We start from the raw sequence: 17,025 nt of genomic DNA, 5'->3' as shown, positions 1-17,025 counted from the left end.
GCAGTGCGCGACATTGCTAGACAATAAAAGCGGAGTGTGGAGACAACATGAAACCAGTTGAACAAGAACCAACGGGAACCACAAGTCCCGGTCGTGCCAGTGTTGGCATGGAAGATATCGTACGCGCACATCATGTGCTGCGTGAGGTCATTGTTAGAACGCCGTTACAGCGGGATGCTGTATTGTCGGCCAAATATAACTGTAATGTGTATCTGAAAAGGGAAGACCTTCAAGTGGTGCGTTCGTTCAAAATTCGGGGCGCCTATAATATGATTCGCAGTCTGACACCAGCCGAGATGGAGAAGGGTATTGTCTGTGCAAGTGCGGGCAACCATGCTCAGGGTGTTGCTTTTAGCTGTAATGCCCTTGGAATTAACGGCAAAATCTTCATGCCGAGTACAACACCGAACCAGAAGGTGAAGCAGGTGCGTCGCTTTGGTGGAAACAACGTTGAAGTGGTGCTGATCGGGGATACGTATGATGACGCTTATGCTGAAGCGATGCGTGCATGTGACGAACAGGGCATGACGTTTATCCATCCTTTTGATCAACCGAAGATTATTGCAGGTAATGGTACGGTAGCGATGGAAATCATGGAAAGTCTCGATGAGAATGCCGACTATGTGTTCGTGACAATTGGTGGCGGAGGGTTGGCAGCCGGCGTGGGAACCTACATGAAGACCGTGAGTCCAGAGACACGCATCATTGGAGTTGAGCCACTTGGGGCAGCTTCCATGAGTGAGGCGATGTTCCGCAAACAGGTTGTGACGTTGGATGATATTGATAAATTCGTGGATGGTGCAGCGGTGAAACGGGTTGGCGATCTCACCTTTGATATCTGCAACAGTATACTTGATGACATTGTGAAAGTGCCAGAAGGCAAAGCCTGCACAACTATTCTGGAACTCTATAATGAAAATGCGATCGTTGTCGAGCCTGCCGGTTCCTTGGCTGTTGCGGCGCTTGAGCAATATCGTGAGCAAATCGTGGGCAAGACGGTGGTCTGTGTTATTAGTGGCGGGAACAACGATATCGACCGGATGCAGGAGATCAAGGAACGTTCCCTGATCTATGAAGGTCTGAAGTATTATTTCATGGTTAATTTCCCGCAGCGTGCAGGAGCTTTACGTGAATTCCTGGAGGAAGTTCTAGGGAAGAATGATGATATCACCCGGTTTGAATATACGAAAAAGCATGATAAGGAAAATGGCCCTGCCTTGGTGGGCATCGAGCTGATGTACAAGGAAGATTACCACCCGCTCATTGAACGCATGAACCGCAAAGGTATCGCCTATACCGAACTGAACAAAAATCTAAATCTGTTCAACATGTTAATCTGATGAATAATTCCAAAATGCAATTAGATCACCACGAAACATCTCCTCTGATCAGACCTGCACGCATAGAAGATGCTGATCAGGTTATTCTTTTGCTGTATCAGGCGATCGGGGACATTGCTTACTCGCTAGCGGGTGAGGCGGATCATGAGAAGGCGATGCAGATTTTGCAGGAGTTCTATGTACAGGAAAACAACCGGATTAGCTATCGTCATGTGACAGTGATGGAGCAGGATGGGCTGATTGCGGGGATTCTGGTAGCCTATGATGGCGGAGAAGCAGATCGTCTGGACCAGCCGATTCTGGATCGACCTGGACGAAGCCGGGATGAGAAGTATACATTGGTCAAAGAGACCCGTCCGGGGGAGTATTATCTGGATACTCTTTCGGTAAGTGAAGCTTATCAGGGGCAGGGCATCGGCCGGGCACTGATGGCTGCTTTTGAGCAGCAGGGCAGAGATCTGGGTCACTCGCAGGTATCCTTGATTGTAGAACGAGACAACGGCCGTGCGCTAATGCTGTACGAACGGCAGGGATATGTCAAAGACGATGTGATTGTCATCGCAGGACATGAGTATAATCATATGGTCAAACCGATTCAATAGTGCAGGGAGCTGACCGGTTGAGTTAGTTCTGATGATAAAGCATGAAGAAAACCGCCACAGGAGCGAATCCTGTGGCGGTTTTTGTTGTGGTTATCTGTTGGGATTTAGCCTGAATTTGAACCGGGTGTTAACCGTGGGAGCAGATTAATTCAATAATTCGCGTAGTCGCTGACCGGCACATTCTGCTCTAGCCATTTCTCGACAGCAGCGGTTTTCTCGAATTTGGCTTCGGTTACGATGTCCATGAACTTTTCGAGTTTGGTCAGGAAGGCACTGTCTTCGGATGAGTTACGTTGTAAGACAGCTTTGTAACCTTTCTGGGCATTGGCTGTCATTTTGTTCGTTTCATAGTCAAATAAAGGCGTATTATTCAGGCCATAAAAGGTATACAAGGTATAGTTATTCATCAGGTTCTTCACCTGTTGTACCCGATTGGACTTCGGATATTCGTTCAGGAATCGTTCCTGATTCAAAGCGCGATTGAGAATCTCCTGATAGCCAATGACCAGTGCACCATCATCGGCGGCAAGGTTGCTGGTTTCAACTGCCATAATATTAATGTATTGTTTGATGTCTGGTTTCACGTACGAGATATATTTCTGAAAAGCCATATAATTCATGATCGGATAGAGGGAACCTTCCAGCATAACCAGGCGATAACCGCTATCCCGTGCCTGCTGGAGCAGCGCACGCAGACTGGTGTCGTTGGTGCGGCTCATCAGTTGGGTGAAGCTATCATTCCACTTGTAGGCTTTGATCATCTTGTCTTGAACATTAGGCACCAGTAGACGGTCCGTCATGGCTGTTAACGCCTTGTTGCGGGCATTCTCCAGTTGTAAGACCATCAGAGTTGCATGATAAGTGGTGACTTGATTGATATGAGATTCGAGATAAGTATCCGCGGCAGGCAAGCCGTTCTTTTTGTAGAGCATGGACTGAAATGTTTTATATATCGTTGTTGAACCGGCAGTTGTGACTTTGGTATCTGTACTGGAAGAAGCGGCAGCAGCGACTCCGGATAATGGAGCGACAGCCGTTTGGAGCAGCATGAGGATGGCGGTGGCTGTAATGAAGGTGCGCATGCCTTTACGTTTGGCAGATTGGAACGATGATGTCATAGATATGAACCTCCCGTAGTTGAGAAAATGATAGGTGTTGTTCACTAGTCACTATACATTAACCCAATTGGTGCAGGATGTGGTTGCGGAATGGTGACAAATTCTTCTGTTATTTTTAACTTTTGGAGGGTGGAAGATAGAGGAAGTTTTCTGAGAAAATATTTTTTGTACAACTGGAAACTTTTGAGCCGATCGGAACGTCTTAGTTGTGCATAGGAAAATACAGGAATTAATGAAAAGAACAGCGAATCTATTTCGATGTTAACTAAATGTGAGAATGGGGATATGGGATATGAGGAAAGCGGGAGGAAAACAAGTGAAGAAGGTAATGTCAGCGCTGGCTGTATCGGCCATGCTGATGTCCGCACTTCCAACGTCGGTTATGGATGCAGCCGCGAGAATCAGCATATACATCAATGATGCAGAGTTATCATCTGCTCAGGCACCTGTCATGAAAGGTGGACGCGTACTCGTTCCGCTTCGGTCGATTTTTGAAGGATTGGATGCGAAGGTACAATACACGAACAGAACCAAAACGATTGTTGCAACTCGCGATGATCAGGAAGTTAAATTGACACTTGGTTCCAAAACGGCATACATCAACGGGGAAGCGATATCGTTGGATGTACCTGCGAACACGATTAAGGGCAACACGATGGTTCCAATTCGTTTTGTCAGTGAAGCTTTTGGAGAAAAAGTATTCTGGAACTCACGCAATCAGCGTGTAGATATCAAGACAACGGCAACACCTCCAGTGGATGAGACACAATATGCTGCATGGAACATCTACGGGTCGGTATCTGGAAGTAACGGAGATGGTCGTGACCTGACCGTGAGCTTCACACGTCCAACTTCAGAGAAGGCGGTATCTGCTTACCGGATTATGCTGGTGAAAACTCGCGATGTGAATAGCTTTACGGAGTCCTCAGCAACTGCCGTACCTTCTGCAAACTATACATCTGTTACACCGAATGGCAGCAACCCGAAACTGACACTTAATGCACAGACGCGTGACGTGAACGGGGATTTGCTCAATAGTAATGAAACGTATCGTCTGTATGTACTGACTGTTGGTAACAGCAGCAATAATTATAAAAATGCATTGAACTGGTCTTCCCAAGCATTGAAGCTCAATAATGTGAAATCCACAGTACAGGCGGTTACAAGTCTGCGTGCCGCAGATATTAGTGACTATGGCGATGGCCGCGATCTGGAGATTAACTTCACGCAGCCGAGCACGACATCGAACATTACGTATTATCGTGCTTTTGTAGTCAAAGCGAAGGACTCTTCTGCGTTCAATCTGGCTGCAGCGAATAAAGTGTCCAGTGCAAACTCCACGATCATATACAAAGGAAACAGTACCGCAGTGAAAAGCCAGCTGACTTCTTCGACACGGGATACGTCTGGCGAAATGATTAAAAGTGGCACAGCGTATGTGGTCTACATCTTGTCGGTAAGCACTAATACAACAACAGACAGCAAGCTGTCCGCAGCATCATCTTCACTTACGTTGTCCGTGAACACAGCAACGTCTCCAGTAATTACGCAGGTGAAGGATAACTCGGATTATGGAGATGGTCGTGACATTCAGGTGAGCTTCAACCGTTCATCGGATGAGTCCAAGGTGGCGAATTATCGCGTCTTTGTGGTGCGTAACTCGGTTGCCAGCAACTTTAATCTGACAACGGCGAGTAACCTGTCCTCCAGTCTGTACTATACGGTCAATAAAACAGGCAACAACATTACAACGACATTACCTTCATCCATGAAGGACACAAGTGGTTATAATGTAACGAATCTGCAAGATTATCGCATCTTTGTGATGGCGGTGGGCAATCAGCAAAATGGATACACCAATGCGCTGTCAGCTTCCTCCACAGCTCTGAGACTGACAACGACCGGTAACGCGGGAGTCATTAGCAACCTGGCTGTTGCGGATATTGGTGACAACGGTGATGGGCGTGATCTACGGGTGTCTTTCAACAAGGCCGCGGATGAGTCCAGAATCTCTGGATATCGAGTATACGTTGTTCGCTCCGGTAATGCGGGCAACTTCACACTAAGTGCAGCTAATGCGTCGAACTACTATACGCAGGTGAACAAAACGGGTGGTAACTTGTCCGTTACGCTTCCGAATGCATATGATACAAGCGGTTCCCTTATTTCCAATAACGTTTCCTATCGTGTATTCGTTATGTCAGTAAGCAATAGCGGAAACTCAAGTCAAAATGCGTTGTCTTCATATTCTTCTCAGATCACACTGACTGCGAACACGGCTGTTACCGCTCCGACCAGTGTGACTGCAACGGACATCGCGGATAACGGAGATGGACGTGATTTGCGTGTGACATTTAATCGATCATCGAATGAGACGAACGTGTATCATTACCGTGTATTTGTAGTCAAAACTTCCAACTTGAGTGGATTTGATTTGGCGGAAGCTAATCGGAACTCCAACTTTAAGGTGGTAAATAAAGCTGGAGGAAGCGGAAATTACACGGTGACTTTAGACGATACCAAGGCAACAGATAGTACAACTATTCGCAATGATGAGAACTATCGCATATTTGTACTTGCGGTAAGTAATACAGGTAATTCATCCAATGTGCTGTCAACGGCCTATGCAGATGTTAAATTGTCCGTAACTAGTGCAGTAGGAGCAGTTACAATTACTAACGTTGAAGTTAAGAAAGAAGAGCAAGCTGCAGGTAATGCTACCGATGTAAAAGTGACATATACAAAACCAGTCCCTGATCAAGCCATTGGACGTTATGTGTTAATGGTAGTACCTGCATCTACAACTTTCGATCTAAATGCGGCCAAAAAAACTGCGAAATCCAGCAATTCACTCGATGTTTCTACAAGTACAGTTACAGAACTTCCTATTTCTTTATCCGATAGTAATGGTGACGAGATCAAAGCTGGAACATACAAGGTTGTTATTTTATCCGAATCATCTGACGGTAAAAGGGAATCAAATATAACTACGTCGACTCCTTTCATAATTAAAGCAAAAAAACAGGCACCAACGACTGTTGATAGTGTAATAGATCTAAAAACAACTGTAAGTGCTTCTTCCATTAATATAAGTTTCACTAAGCCAAATGAAGTAGGCATCGCTCGTTACGATGTGTATATCATTAAAGAAGAGAGCAGCTCAGGAACTACTGGGAGAGTTTTAACAGATGTTAGTGTAGGTGGTACTTCTTCAGGGACAGCAATAGTGGATATTGGAAATTCCGCCAATGATTCAAATAATATGGCTTTTGGAGCGGGTAAATACAAAGTTTTGGTAGTCTCAGTGGTGAGTGAGCCGACGAAATATACATCTGTCAGTGCAGAAGGCACATTTGAGATTTTGCCAGCTTCTTCTGGCAATGGTCAGTGAACTGACAATACGGGCGCGGGAACTTCAGGTGGTAATGGCACTCAATCATCTGCTGCAGACCCCTCTACGCCAGGTTCATGAATCCAGATAGACAAATGCGGTTGAAACGCATACTGGGTAATTAATTTTTAGGAATTTAAAGCCATTAACTCCCTTTCCAACCGGAAAGGGAGTTTTTAATATTCCCGCGTAGACACCGCTTAACATCCTCGCGGCAATTCACTTGATAAAAAATTTGTCGCCAGAACGGTTCCTTAGACCAATGTTGCATTTGAACCAATTATTGGATAATAAAGGGAAGTTGGCTATATAGATTAAACTAACATTTACATGAAACGGAGTGGCTAGTGTAAAAATCTTTAGTTCACTTTATGTAGAAGCCTATGAGCCGAAAGGAATGATGGAATGCTTGCGTTTCGTTTGACGGGCCTGCCGGATTCCCGGTTGCCGCTGTACCTGTATTGTGTGGGGACGCAGGAAGAGAAAGTTCTGCATAGACCGGATGGATTTCCGGTGTATCAGTTGTTTTTGTCACGCGGTGGTGAAGGGCAGTTCAAGATAACGGGAAAAGGGACATGGACGATGGGAGCAGGGCAGTTATTCATCGTGGAACCCAAGGTTGCGCATGAGTATGTGCCTCATTCCAAATCCACAGGAGAACTGGGTTATATCGGCATTGGCGGTGCATCGGCTGGATCGGTACTACTACAATCCACGGGTTTGCTTCAGAACGAACCGTGCCATATCTCCGGTTTTGAAATCATCTGGTCACGGATGACCAATCTCTGGCATGCGCTGGATCGAGGTGCAACGGAGATGTGGAACACATCAACCCTGATCTACCAGCTTATTTTAGATATAGCACAATCGATAATTCCATCTGATGTTGCTAACGTAGGTATTGGATCATCTAGGGCACAGGGCGGCACTGTAAAACACTCTAATCGGGAGCCCGATCCGAGCAAGGATGCACTCGTGCGAGCGGTAGCATTAATGCATACGCACTATCAGGACAATCTGTTATTGAAGCATGTTGCTGACGCAGTGGGTTATTCGGTGCAGCATCTCAACCGACTATTTCACCAGCATTATGGCGTGACAGGACATCAATATATGCAACGATTACGTTTGCAGGAGGCTTCGGACTGGATGGACAAGCATCCACGAGCAAGTGTACGAGAGGCGGCAGAGACCGTAGGGATGGAAGTGAACTATTTTATCCGGATGTTCAAGCGGGAGTTTGGAGAGACACCGGGCAAAGGAATCAAACATCGGAACCAGCTCCAAATGGAAAAAGACCTCACGAATTCGTGAAGTCCTTTAATCGATTATATAACGTGTTATGCTGTTTTCTTTTGTCCAAATAAAGGCCTTACCGTTGCAAGTCCCACAACTCCGATCACCGCACTCACCCACGGAGCCAGTGTAAATACCGGAAGTTTATCACGCAGTGGATACCCTACAAAGAGCACAAGGACCACGATGACGATGTAGATGATGATTCCCTTAAGGTTAACCTTAGGTACGGTGTTCTTGTCCGCTCCTTCATCGTCCGGTCGCTCAGCAAGGCGGCGAAGCATCTCCACCAATGCGATACTGCCAACTGCCGCAACGAGCAGAGAGAACAGACTGATGTGTTGGAACGGCTCCGTATCTCCGCCAGTCCAACCCACGAACAATCCCACACATCCTTGAATCAACATGACAAAAGACAAAGCCGCCCAAGCGATCATGGCATACCACTTTGGTGTCCGTTTCACAGGCTCTGGATTCTCAGTTGGCTGTGGTTCTACAGCGTTGGCATTCTTTTTCGATGAAGCTGTTGAACTATTATCACGGGTTGGGCTGGATTTACCCACCTCAACGGCAGCCGTCTTCTCCGGTGCTGTATTTGTAATCCCGAGCTGTGCATGGATGTCTTGTTCCAGATCAGGTCCGTATAACTCGCGAGCGGGTTTGTTATCCCGCTGAGCCTGTACGATTGCTTTTCCTGCGGAGAGTATCCACTCTTCCTGTGTTCTCTCGTCCGCTGGCGCATGACGCGCAATTGTGCTGATCTCGTCATACAATTTCACATGTTCAGGTGTCATTCGACTCATCTCAGTTATTTGCCGATTCTGTATTTCTTTAAGCTTCTTATAGGAAATCCCCAATGATTGCTCCCCCTGTCTACACACGTTCTGATCTTCCAATTGACTGAAGACCCTGACGGTATTTTAGTATACGGGAAGGGCTCTCGTTTCGCAAAGTCATTCCTTATAAAAAAGCTGCTCATGGTGGACCCATATCCATACACAGGCCAGTATAACACAGGTGCATAACAGCACCAGTTTACCGTGATGTTGAATCCAATCCAGTAGATGTTCCATGAATTCATTCCTTTCGACAGAAGGATTCCGAGGCATATGCTGCCTATGTTTGTTCGTTTATTTTCCCCCGTTCATGTGAAAAAATACCCTCACGCCTCACAGATCTAACGATTGTGTGAAGTATGCATAAAGAGCAGCCGATTCCATCACAATAGTAGCATTTCCAACAGAAATCCAAGATTGGAGTGTGCTTGTTATGGATAAACAAACAGAATTGACGCGGAAGCTGCTACTGAACAGCAACTCCCGTGGAGTCGTGGACGAAGTTGTATCCTTTGAAGAGAACCTGGAGGATACGGAGTATGCAGAAGAACTGACAGATGGCAATTTGAAGGGAAGAAGTTTCTGGGACAATACTGATTCGGGTCATGAGCATGAGTGGAATGGAAGGGTGGAGACCCACGAGATGTTCCGTAGAAGCTACGAATAACGATCCTGCAACACTTGGTTTGAATTCCAAATGATATCCGGGCCAGCTGTCATCAGCGTGGCTCATTTTTTTGCGCTTATTATCCGATAAAATGTAGATTAGTAGTCGACGTAGAAAGGGTTCTTACTTACGTTGACTTGAAGGTTACGGGATGATAATATATGAATAACATCTTAATACACACTAAACTTATCGGATTATATATATATTTAATAAATGGAAGTTAACAGGCTAAGGGTGGAAAGGGGAAATCGGTATGGAACGTCAGATCAGTATCCGTCATGGACAGGAAGAATTAACAGCCACGATTCATTATCCGGTCGTGAAAGATATCAAGGAGGAGAAGAGTCAGCAACGGGTCCCTCTGGCGGTCATCTGCCACGGCTTCGTTGGTAGCCGAATCGGCGTGGATCGTTTGTTTGTAAAGACTGCACGGGAGCTGGCTGAAGACGGTTATCTGGTCTTGCGTTTCGATTATATCGGTTGCGGAGAGAGCAGTGGGGAGTATGGAGCGGAGGGACTGGAGTCCATGGTGCTGCAGACTCGCTCGGTGCTGGACTACGCGGTGAATTGCAGTGATGTAGATCCTACGCGTGTTACGCTGATTGGTCATAGTCTGGGTGGTGCCGTTGCATTACTCACTGCTGTACGTGACAAACGTGTCAAAAACCTGGTTATGTGGTCCTCCGTGGGTTATCCATTCAATGATATCGTGAAGATTACGGGACGGGAAGTATACGATGAAGGCGTGAAACTGGGTGCGGCTGATTATCTGGGGTACAAATTCACACCGACGTTCTTCGAGTCTCTTGCTGAACAACAGCCATTCCAGGAAGCAGTTAAGTTTAGCGGAGATGTACTCGTCGTGCATGGCACGTCAGATGAGATTATTCCTGTAGACTACGCATTCCTGTATCAAAAGGTATTCTGGATGCGCCAAGAGGGCCGCTGTGACAAGGAGATCATCTTCCAGGGCGATCACACCTTCTCTTCAGGTAAAGAGCGGGAACAGCTAATTACGCGTACCAGAGAGTGGCTTGGCGAACGTCAGAAGATCGAGCAGGATTGGCAACACTGGATGATATAAGTGGCAGGATTACAACTGTTTGGGGATGTCAGCTTGGAAAAGCGCCTTCTTAAGGGTAAAATAGAGGAGTAAGCATTCTATCCGTGTCTGGAGGTTGGCAGCAATGACATTACCCGCACTTTTCATTGCGCATGGTTCTCCCGCTCTGGCGGTGGAGAGCAATGACTACACTCACTTCTTGAACCAGCTTGGAGACAGGCTGCCGGCTCCGAAAGCCATTGTCGTATTTACGGCGCATTGGGATTGTCCTGAACCGTCCGTGACGATGGATGATACACATCAGACCTTGCATGATTTTTACGGATTTCCTTCTACAATGTATACGATGGAATACCCTGCATCTGGGCAGCCAGATTTAGCGAACGAGATATGTGCTTTGTTCACCCGCAGCAATCTGGCACATCAGCCGATTCGAGGCCGAGGGCTGGATCATGGCGTATGGGTACCGTTGCTCCATATGTATCCCGAGGCTAACATACCTGTGATTGCTGTATCTGTAGACTCGTTGCGTACGCCGCAGGAACAGTATGATATTGGCCGAATGCTGGAACAGTTACGTCATGATGATGTGTTAATCATTGGCAGCGGTGGAACGGTTCACAATTTGCGATTGCTGGGCAATACGGATGAACCGCAAGAGTGGGCGGTTGAATTTGATAACTGGATTGGGGAGCGCTTGCAGCAGTGGAACACAAGAGAACTGTTTCAATATGAGAAAAAAGCCCCTCATGCACGTACGGCGGTTCCGTCGTATGGTACAGAACACATTGCACCTTTGTTCTACGCCATGGGTACAGCGGATATGTCCCGATCAGCGAAGCGTCTATTCCAGTCTTACCCTTACGGAACGCTCAGTTTGAACTGCTGGCAGTTTGGAGACGGCGTGTAACTTGGAACAGACAACAGCCTGATTATGGTGTTTGAAGCCAGTTTCGTACGGATAACATAACGTGTATTAATGCATACAATTACAATATATAAACAAAAGAAGGTTACTCTACACCCTTGAAGGGCTACAGTAACCTTTTTTCAATATGAGGACTTTATTCATGCAATAGATCTTTATTTGCGGATTTCGAACAATTCACAGTCTGTACGCGAATGATAAGCGAGCTCACTGACACTGGATTGTACTACTACGGTGTTGCTGTCAAAACGGATAATGATGCCACCGGAGTCAATCTGGTGATTATCTTTAAAAACTCGAACCTTATACTTCATATTCATGGCTTCCTGGAAGTCCGCATCGGTCTCAAGACGTCGCTGGGTCGGCATATCGTGTACTCCTTTGAAATTCAACTTTATTTCATCATAATACGATTTTCTGTGGCTGAGCAAGTCAGACAGAGTATCCAGGCTATTTTTGAAAAGTAAAAAGCCCTGCTCTCCAGGGGGATTGGGAGCAGGGCCGAGAATTTTATGCTATGAATGATTGCTTAAGCTGTTTTTTGAGTTGGGCTAATCGTTGGTGTGTCTTTAGGAAGATTGCCTTTGTTGTTACGAGTGAACAATCCGCGAAGGTAAGGCAGTACCCAGTGATCCAGCCCGATTTTACCTGCATTTGCACCAGCAACGACAAGGAAGATTTCCATTACAACCAGTTGAGCATTCGTGCTTACTGTTCCCGAGAAGAGGAACGCGAAGTTCATGACCATAGCCATCAGTGCTGCTAGTGTAGTGAAGCAACCGAGGATGAGACCCAAACCTACAAGGAATTCACCCAATGGGATAACGAAGTCAAACAGTCCTGCGTTTGGTACTGCGAATTTTTCAAGGAACGTTGCCCACCAAGCTTGGACAGCCGGGTGATCACCTGTTGCTTTTTCTACCGCACCGGCCAAGAACCCGCCAGCTTGGAATCCGCCAGTCAATTTGCTCCATCCGTGAGTCATCCAATCATAACCGATATACACCCGAAGTACTGTCAAAATCCACATTGCTACTTTGTTTTCTCTAAGCCATTGGTTTGTGCTGAACATATGAACCACTCCTTCATGGAATCTAGTGTGTGTTGTTTTTGTTTTTCTAAGTGATCACCTTTGATGTCTTTATTGTATAGTTCAAAAGTTGTTTTGTTTGTGATTAAAATCACAATCTAGTTCAAATTTTAAGTAAGGTTTGAGAAGTTCACATTTAGGACATATTTTTCTGGCTATATGCTGTTTCAAATGTGAATTTCAAGCTGTATCAAGGCCTTCTGGGCGCAGACAAATCGGATAGGGTGTGATTAAATGGAAAGAAATACGTGAAATGGTTGCCCACATGAGACATATATCACAACTTAGAACCAGGCCATATCGTTCAGGAGGTCCTATATTGAAGCTTTTTAAATGGAACAAAGTAGCATCGGCTGCATCTCTGTTTATTCTCTCATTAAGTCTTGTTGCTTGCCAAAACCAGGAGGTGGCGCAGATGCCAGTTCAGCCAGAACCGACACCTGCACCTGTACAAGAAGAACACGTGGAGGAATCCAATACGTCTCTCTATACAGCACCTCTGACGGGTCTGCCTGTAGATGAAGCGATTACGCGTCGACCACTCGCCGTAATGATTAATAATGCACCCGCAGCTCGGCCCCAATCGGGTCTAAGTTCAGCCGATATCATTCTTGAAGTTCTCGCTGAGGGAGGCATTACCCGTTTCATAGCCATCTTCCAGAGTGAAGGCGGTGCGGAGACGGTTGGACCCGTTCGCAGTATACGTCCATATCTAATTGAGCTCGGCGAGAGTTATGATGGGGTACTTGTTCACGCCGGAGGCAGTCCGGAGGCGTATTCCATTTTGCAAAGGCAGCAGAAACAGCATATGGATGAAATCTCGAATGGTGGACCTTACTTCTGGCGTTCCTCGGATCGTAAAGCCCCACATAATCTGTATACTTCAGCGGACAAGCTGAGAGAAGGGTCAGACATCAAGGGTTACAGCCATGATTTCAAGTCGCCGGTATACAATTATAACGAAGAAGGCGCGACATCCGTAGGAGAGGCAGTGAAGCAATTTGATATCCATTATTTATTGGATAGTTACCGGGTGACGTATGATTATGATGAAGTTAGCGGACGATATATGAGAATGGTGAATGGCAAGGCAGATCAGGATCTGGATAATGGGACTCAACTTGGTGCAGCAAACATCATTGTGGCAGGTGCAGATCACAAGGTGCTCGATAATGTAGGTCGGTTGTCCGTTAATTTGGAACAGGGCGGGGAAGCCATGCTTTTTCAGAAGGGCAAGATGATTCGTGGGCAGTGGGTGAAGAAGCAGGGGGATATTATACGGTTTGTTCAAGGTGGCAGTGAAGTTGCTCTTGTACCGGGTAAAACCTTTATCAGCATTGTTCCCAATCAACCGGAATTTTCCAGTCATGTGAAGCTGGCTGCGCAGCAATAAAAGGATGTAATGAAAGAAAACAATGAAACATGTATTCATTTTGTTGTCGAAAAGGCATTATATTTGTCCTTAGCGTGAAAAGTAGAATCGTGTCGATTTTGAATTTTGATGTCGAATTGTAAACGCAGTGTAAAATCTTGACTTGAATTTACCATTATTCCAAATAATTAAGATTCATTTCAGATTAATGTGATAAGAATATAAAAAAGGATCACACCTTTTGTACAAACCATGAAACAAATATGATAAGATATCAAAGGTTGTCATTTCATGTTTCATCGGTTGTCGGCAATTTTTCTCGTAAAGGGGATAGAGCTATGAAGCTTAAGAAGAAGAAGGATATATTTTTTGAGACACTGGAGAATATGGCAGATACGGTTGTTCAAGCGGCAGATTATTTCTCCCAGCATGTTTCCAACCTTCAGGATGTGACTCTTTTTGCTAATGAAATGAAGAAGTACGAGTCGAAATGTGATGATTACGTGCATACGATCATTACAGAACTCAACAAAACATTTATCACGCCGATCGAACGCGATGATATTATGGAGCTGACAACAACACTTGATGACGTATTGGACGGACTCGAAGCAACGGCTTCCCGTTTCTATATGTACCAACTGACAGATCCAGATGATGAGTTCGTCATACAGTTTGCTGAAATTTTGCGCCAATCGGCTTACGAAATTCAGAAGGCGATCCATCTGCTGTCCCAGAAAAAATTGCTCGCGATCCGTGAGTATACCATTCGTTTGAATGATCTGGAAAACCAAGGCGACGAAGTGCTGCGCATGTGTATCAAACATCTCTTCGCTACCGTGTCTGATCCGATTGAACTGATCAAGCGTAAGGAAATTTACGAACGTCTTGAGACAACAACGGATGCTTGTGAAGACGTGGCGAACGTGCTTGAATCCATCATTATGCGTAATTCTTAAGGAGCCAGAGAATAATGGAAACAACGATTTGGGTATTGGGTATAGTCGTCTTCCTTGCACTGGCGTTTGACTTCATCAACGGTTTTCACGACACGGCCAATGCCATTGCGACTTCGGTCTCAACCCGAGCACTGACGCCGCGTCGAGCTATTCTTATGGCAGCGGTGATGAACTTTGTCGGTGCGATGATGTTCACAGGCGTTGCGAAGACGATTGGGGGGAGTGTGACCGACCCCACCACGCTGGATAACGGGATAGAGGTCGTCATAGTCACCTTGATATCAGCGATTATCTGGAACCTGGTTACATGGTGGTTTGGTATTCCGTCTTCCTCATCACATGCACTTATTGGAGCCCTTGCAGGTGCCGTACTCGTTGGCGCAGGATCTGATAAAGTGAAATGGAGCGGATTCATTGATATCGTTGGAGGTTTGTTATTATCACCTCTGATCGCATTTGCCATCGGTTATGTGGTCATGACGATTCTCAAATATATTTTCGCCAAACGCAGTCCGCATAACGTGAACAAAGGTTTCCGTACGGTACAGATTTTCACGGCAGCACTGCAAGCATTCACGCATGGTACGAATGATGCACAGAAAGCGATGGGTATTATTACGTTTGCTTTGGTTGCAGCAGGTGTGCAGGATAATCTGGATGTTCCGCTGTGGGTTAAAATCTCAGCAGCAACTGCGATGGCTCTGGGTACATCCATTGGTGGTTGGAAAATCATCAAAACGATGGGTACCAAAATCTTTAAAATTGAACCGATCAACGGATTTGCCGCCGATCTGTCAGCTGCATCCGTTATTTTCACAGCAACGTTGCTTCACCTTCCAGTGAGTACAACGCACGCGATCACATCAGCAATTCTGGGTGTGGGTTCCGCGAAACGTTTCTCTGCTGTGAAATGGGGACTTGCTGGACGTATTATTATTACGTGGTTCATTACGATTCCGATTACTGGGGCACTGGCAGGGTTATTGTACTGGATTATTTTCTAAAAAGAGAAGTTATCCCGAACAAATTCGGAGTTACCAGACAATCTGTTCATAACTGTGTGAATATCGGGATATGTGGATAAATATACAACCAAAATCAAGAGACGCCTGTGCATGAACGTGTGGACAGGCTGGATATGTGGATAGCCATCCGTGGAATGATAAACCAAAAGAAGATATTCCTGTGGATACAGGGAACTGTGGATAGGGAAATGAGAGAAGCCAACAGGGTTGGCTTTTTTTGTTGTCGAGTTTAAATGCGTCTGTGGATATTTTGGACACGTGGGAGACGTACCTATGGTTAAAGTTGTACAATGACGTAAAGATACAGGACAAGGACGTGGTCTAATTTATGATTCGTACACTCGCCATTACACGAGAACATCAAGTCTCCGTTAACGTACCACTTACACAGCTGGATCTGAACGATTATGCCTGGGTATGGGCAGATTTTAACCAGCCTACGGAAGAGGAAAGCCGTTTGCTGGATACATATTTTCATTTTCACCCTTTAGCTATTGAGGACTGTCTGCATGTATTGCAGCGGCCTAAGCTCGATTATTATGATAATCTTCAGTTTCTTGTGCTCCATGCACTGAACCCGTCCACACTGGAAGCCGAGGAGGTTGACTTGTTTCTCGGATCAAACTTCCTAGTGTCTTTTCATCATGGCGTATTGGAGGAAGTGGATGAAGCGTGGGAACGCTTGTTGCACCATGCACATGAACGAACCATCTGGGCGCGAGGTCCGGTGGCAGCAGCCTATACGGTGATGGACAAGTTGGTCGATCATTATTTTCCGTCTCTATTTGCCATTGAGGATGAACTGGCCGAACTGGAGAACCGGGGTGGACAGGAGTCAGTTGAAGACTTGATGAACCAGGTGTTTGATCTGCGGACTCGATTGCTGAAGCTTAGAAGAACCGTAGTACCGATGCGGGATCTGCTCTATCGGGTGGTGAACTCCCAGCATGTGCAGCGAACAGGTGAACATACGGCTTATTTTACCGATATCTATGACCATTTATTGAAGCTGACGGACATGATTGAAGCCGATCGGGAGATGACTGCTGACCTGCGCGATAGTTATATTTCCCTGAACTCCAACCGGATGAATCAGATCATGAAGACACTCACGGTGATTACGACTGTATTTATGCCGCTCACACTGATCGCGGGTATTTATGGCATGAACTTTGCCTATATGCCTGAGCTTCAATGGAAGTTTGGGTATGGGGCTGTGTTGCTGTTGATGTTTGTGCTTGGTGGAAGCATGGTGGCCTGGTTTGTAAAACGGGGCTGGTTTAAGTGAGAACGAGTGTAATCAGATGTTAGTAACATAAACTTGTAATAACGTGT

General features: G+C 45.9%; 15 protein-coding genes. 11 read left to right on the top strand and 4 right to left on the bottom strand.

The features are described 5' to 3' along the window. The first annotated feature begins 47 nt into the window (after positions 1-47). Positions 48-1,340, top strand: coding sequence for a threonine ammonia-lyase IlvA (gene ilvA, locus C161_RS04190; protein WP_036606060.1), 1,293 nt, complete (start codon positions 48-50; stop codon positions 1,338-1,340). Next, on the top strand, positions 1,340-1,942 hold the full coding sequence (locus C161_RS04185; RefSeq protein WP_235193731.1) for a GNAT family N-acetyltransferase: 603 nt from the start codon (positions 1,340-1,342) through the stop codon (positions 1,940-1,942). Before ilvA ends, C161_RS04185 begins: the two co-directional genes overlap by 1 nt. A gap of 149 nt (positions 1,943-2,091) precedes the next feature. Here the strand turns inward: C161_RS04185 and C161_RS31380 are convergent, their stop codons facing one another. Further along, a complete protein-coding gene (locus C161_RS31380; RefSeq protein WP_051449576.1) occupies positions 2,092-3,060 on the bottom strand; it encodes a hypothetical protein in 969 nt (322 codons plus the stop codon). A gap of 316 nt (positions 3,061-3,376) precedes the next feature. Here C161_RS31380 and C161_RS04175 point away from each other — a divergent pair, with 316 nt between their 5' ends. Then, entirely contained in the window at positions 3,377-6,451 is a 3,075-nt protein-coding gene (locus C161_RS04175; protein ID WP_036668389.1) for a copper amine oxidase N-terminal domain-containing protein, read from the top strand. Between the two features lie 405 nt (positions 6,452-6,856). Further along, the gene (locus C161_RS31375) at positions 6,857-7,765 is read left to right on the top strand and encodes an AraC family transcriptional regulator (protein WP_051449575.1); all 909 of its coding nucleotides are present in this window, start codon (positions 6,857-6,859) and stop codon (positions 7,763-7,765) included. 26 nt (positions 7,766-7,791) lie between these two features. Here C161_RS31375 and C161_RS31370 read toward each other — a convergent pair whose 3' ends face one another. Continuing rightward, entirely contained in the window at positions 7,792-8,604 is an 813-nt protein-coding gene (locus tag C161_RS31370) for a DUF1129 family protein (RefSeq protein ID WP_051449574.1), read from the bottom strand. A gap of 412 nt (positions 8,605-9,016) precedes the next feature. Between C161_RS31370 and C161_RS04160 the strand changes: the two genes are divergently transcribed. The 3 genes from C161_RS04160 to C161_RS04150 all read left to right on the top strand — a co-directional run bounded on the left by C161_RS04160 (position 9,017) and on the right by C161_RS04150 (position 11,226). Continuing rightward, a complete protein-coding gene (locus tag C161_RS04160; protein ID WP_036606058.1) occupies positions 9,017-9,250 on the top strand; it encodes a hypothetical protein in 234 nt (77 codons plus the stop codon). 256 nt (positions 9,251-9,506) lie between these two features. Continuing rightward, positions 9,507-10,337, top strand: coding sequence for an alpha/beta hydrolase (locus C161_RS04155; RefSeq protein ID WP_036606057.1), 831 nt, complete (start codon positions 9,507-9,509; stop codon positions 10,335-10,337). A 103-nt stretch (positions 10,338-10,440) separates the two neighbouring features. Beyond that, complete coding sequence (locus tag C161_RS04150) at positions 10,441-11,226, top strand: DODA-type extradiol aromatic ring-opening family dioxygenase (protein ID WP_017690674.1); 786 nt, start codon at positions 10,441-10,443, stop codon at positions 11,224-11,226. Between the two features lie 173 nt (positions 11,227-11,399). Here the strand turns inward: C161_RS04150 and C161_RS04145 are convergent, their stop codons facing one another. After that, positions 11,400-11,612 carry a hypothetical protein gene (locus C161_RS04145; protein WP_017690673.1) on the bottom strand — a complete coding sequence of 71 codons (213 nt, stop codon included), beginning with the start codon at positions 11,610-11,612 and terminating at the stop codon, positions 11,400-11,402. Positions 11,613-11,773: 161 nt separating this feature from the next. Continuing rightward, positions 11,774-12,316, bottom strand: a complete 543-nt coding sequence (locus tag C161_RS04140) for a DoxX family protein (RefSeq protein ID WP_036606056.1) — start codon at positions 12,314-12,316, stop codon at positions 11,774-11,776. A gap of 337 nt (positions 12,317-12,653) precedes the next feature. On the opposite strand from C161_RS04140, the gene C161_RS04135 reads away from it, so the two are divergent. The 4 genes from C161_RS04135 to corA all read left to right on the top strand — a co-directional run bounded on the left by C161_RS04135 (position 12,654) and on the right by corA (position 16,978). Then, positions 12,654-13,727: a DUF3048 domain-containing protein gene (locus tag C161_RS04135; RefSeq protein ID WP_036668388.1), complete on the top strand. Its 1,074-nt coding sequence runs from the start codon at positions 12,654-12,656 to the stop codon at positions 13,725-13,727. 317 nt (positions 13,728-14,044) lie between these two features. Beyond that, positions 14,045-14,665 (top strand): DUF47 domain-containing protein, encoded by a 621-nt coding sequence (locus C161_RS04130; RefSeq protein WP_017690670.1) that lies wholly within the window; start codon positions 14,045-14,047, stop codon positions 14,663-14,665. Between the two features lie 14 nt (positions 14,666-14,679). After that, entirely contained in the window at positions 14,680-15,669 is a 990-nt protein-coding gene (locus tag C161_RS04125) for an inorganic phosphate transporter (RefSeq protein WP_036668387.1), read from the top strand. A 349-nt stretch (positions 15,670-16,018) separates the two neighbouring features. Then, positions 16,019-16,978 (top strand): magnesium/cobalt transporter CorA, encoded by a 960-nt coding sequence (gene corA, locus C161_RS04120; RefSeq protein ID WP_036668386.1) that lies wholly within the window; start codon positions 16,019-16,021, stop codon positions 16,976-16,978. The last annotated feature ends 47 nt before the right edge of the window (positions 16,979-17,025 follow it).

It is taken from the genome of Paenibacillus sp. FSL R5-192, assembly GCF_000517845.1.
GTDB classification, from domain to species: domain Bacteria; phylum Bacillota; class Bacilli; order Paenibacillales; family Paenibacillaceae; genus Paenibacillus; species Paenibacillus amylolyticus.
The sequence above is the reverse complement of the archived record's forward strand: the minus strand, read 5'-3'. Positions and strand labels throughout refer to the sequence as shown.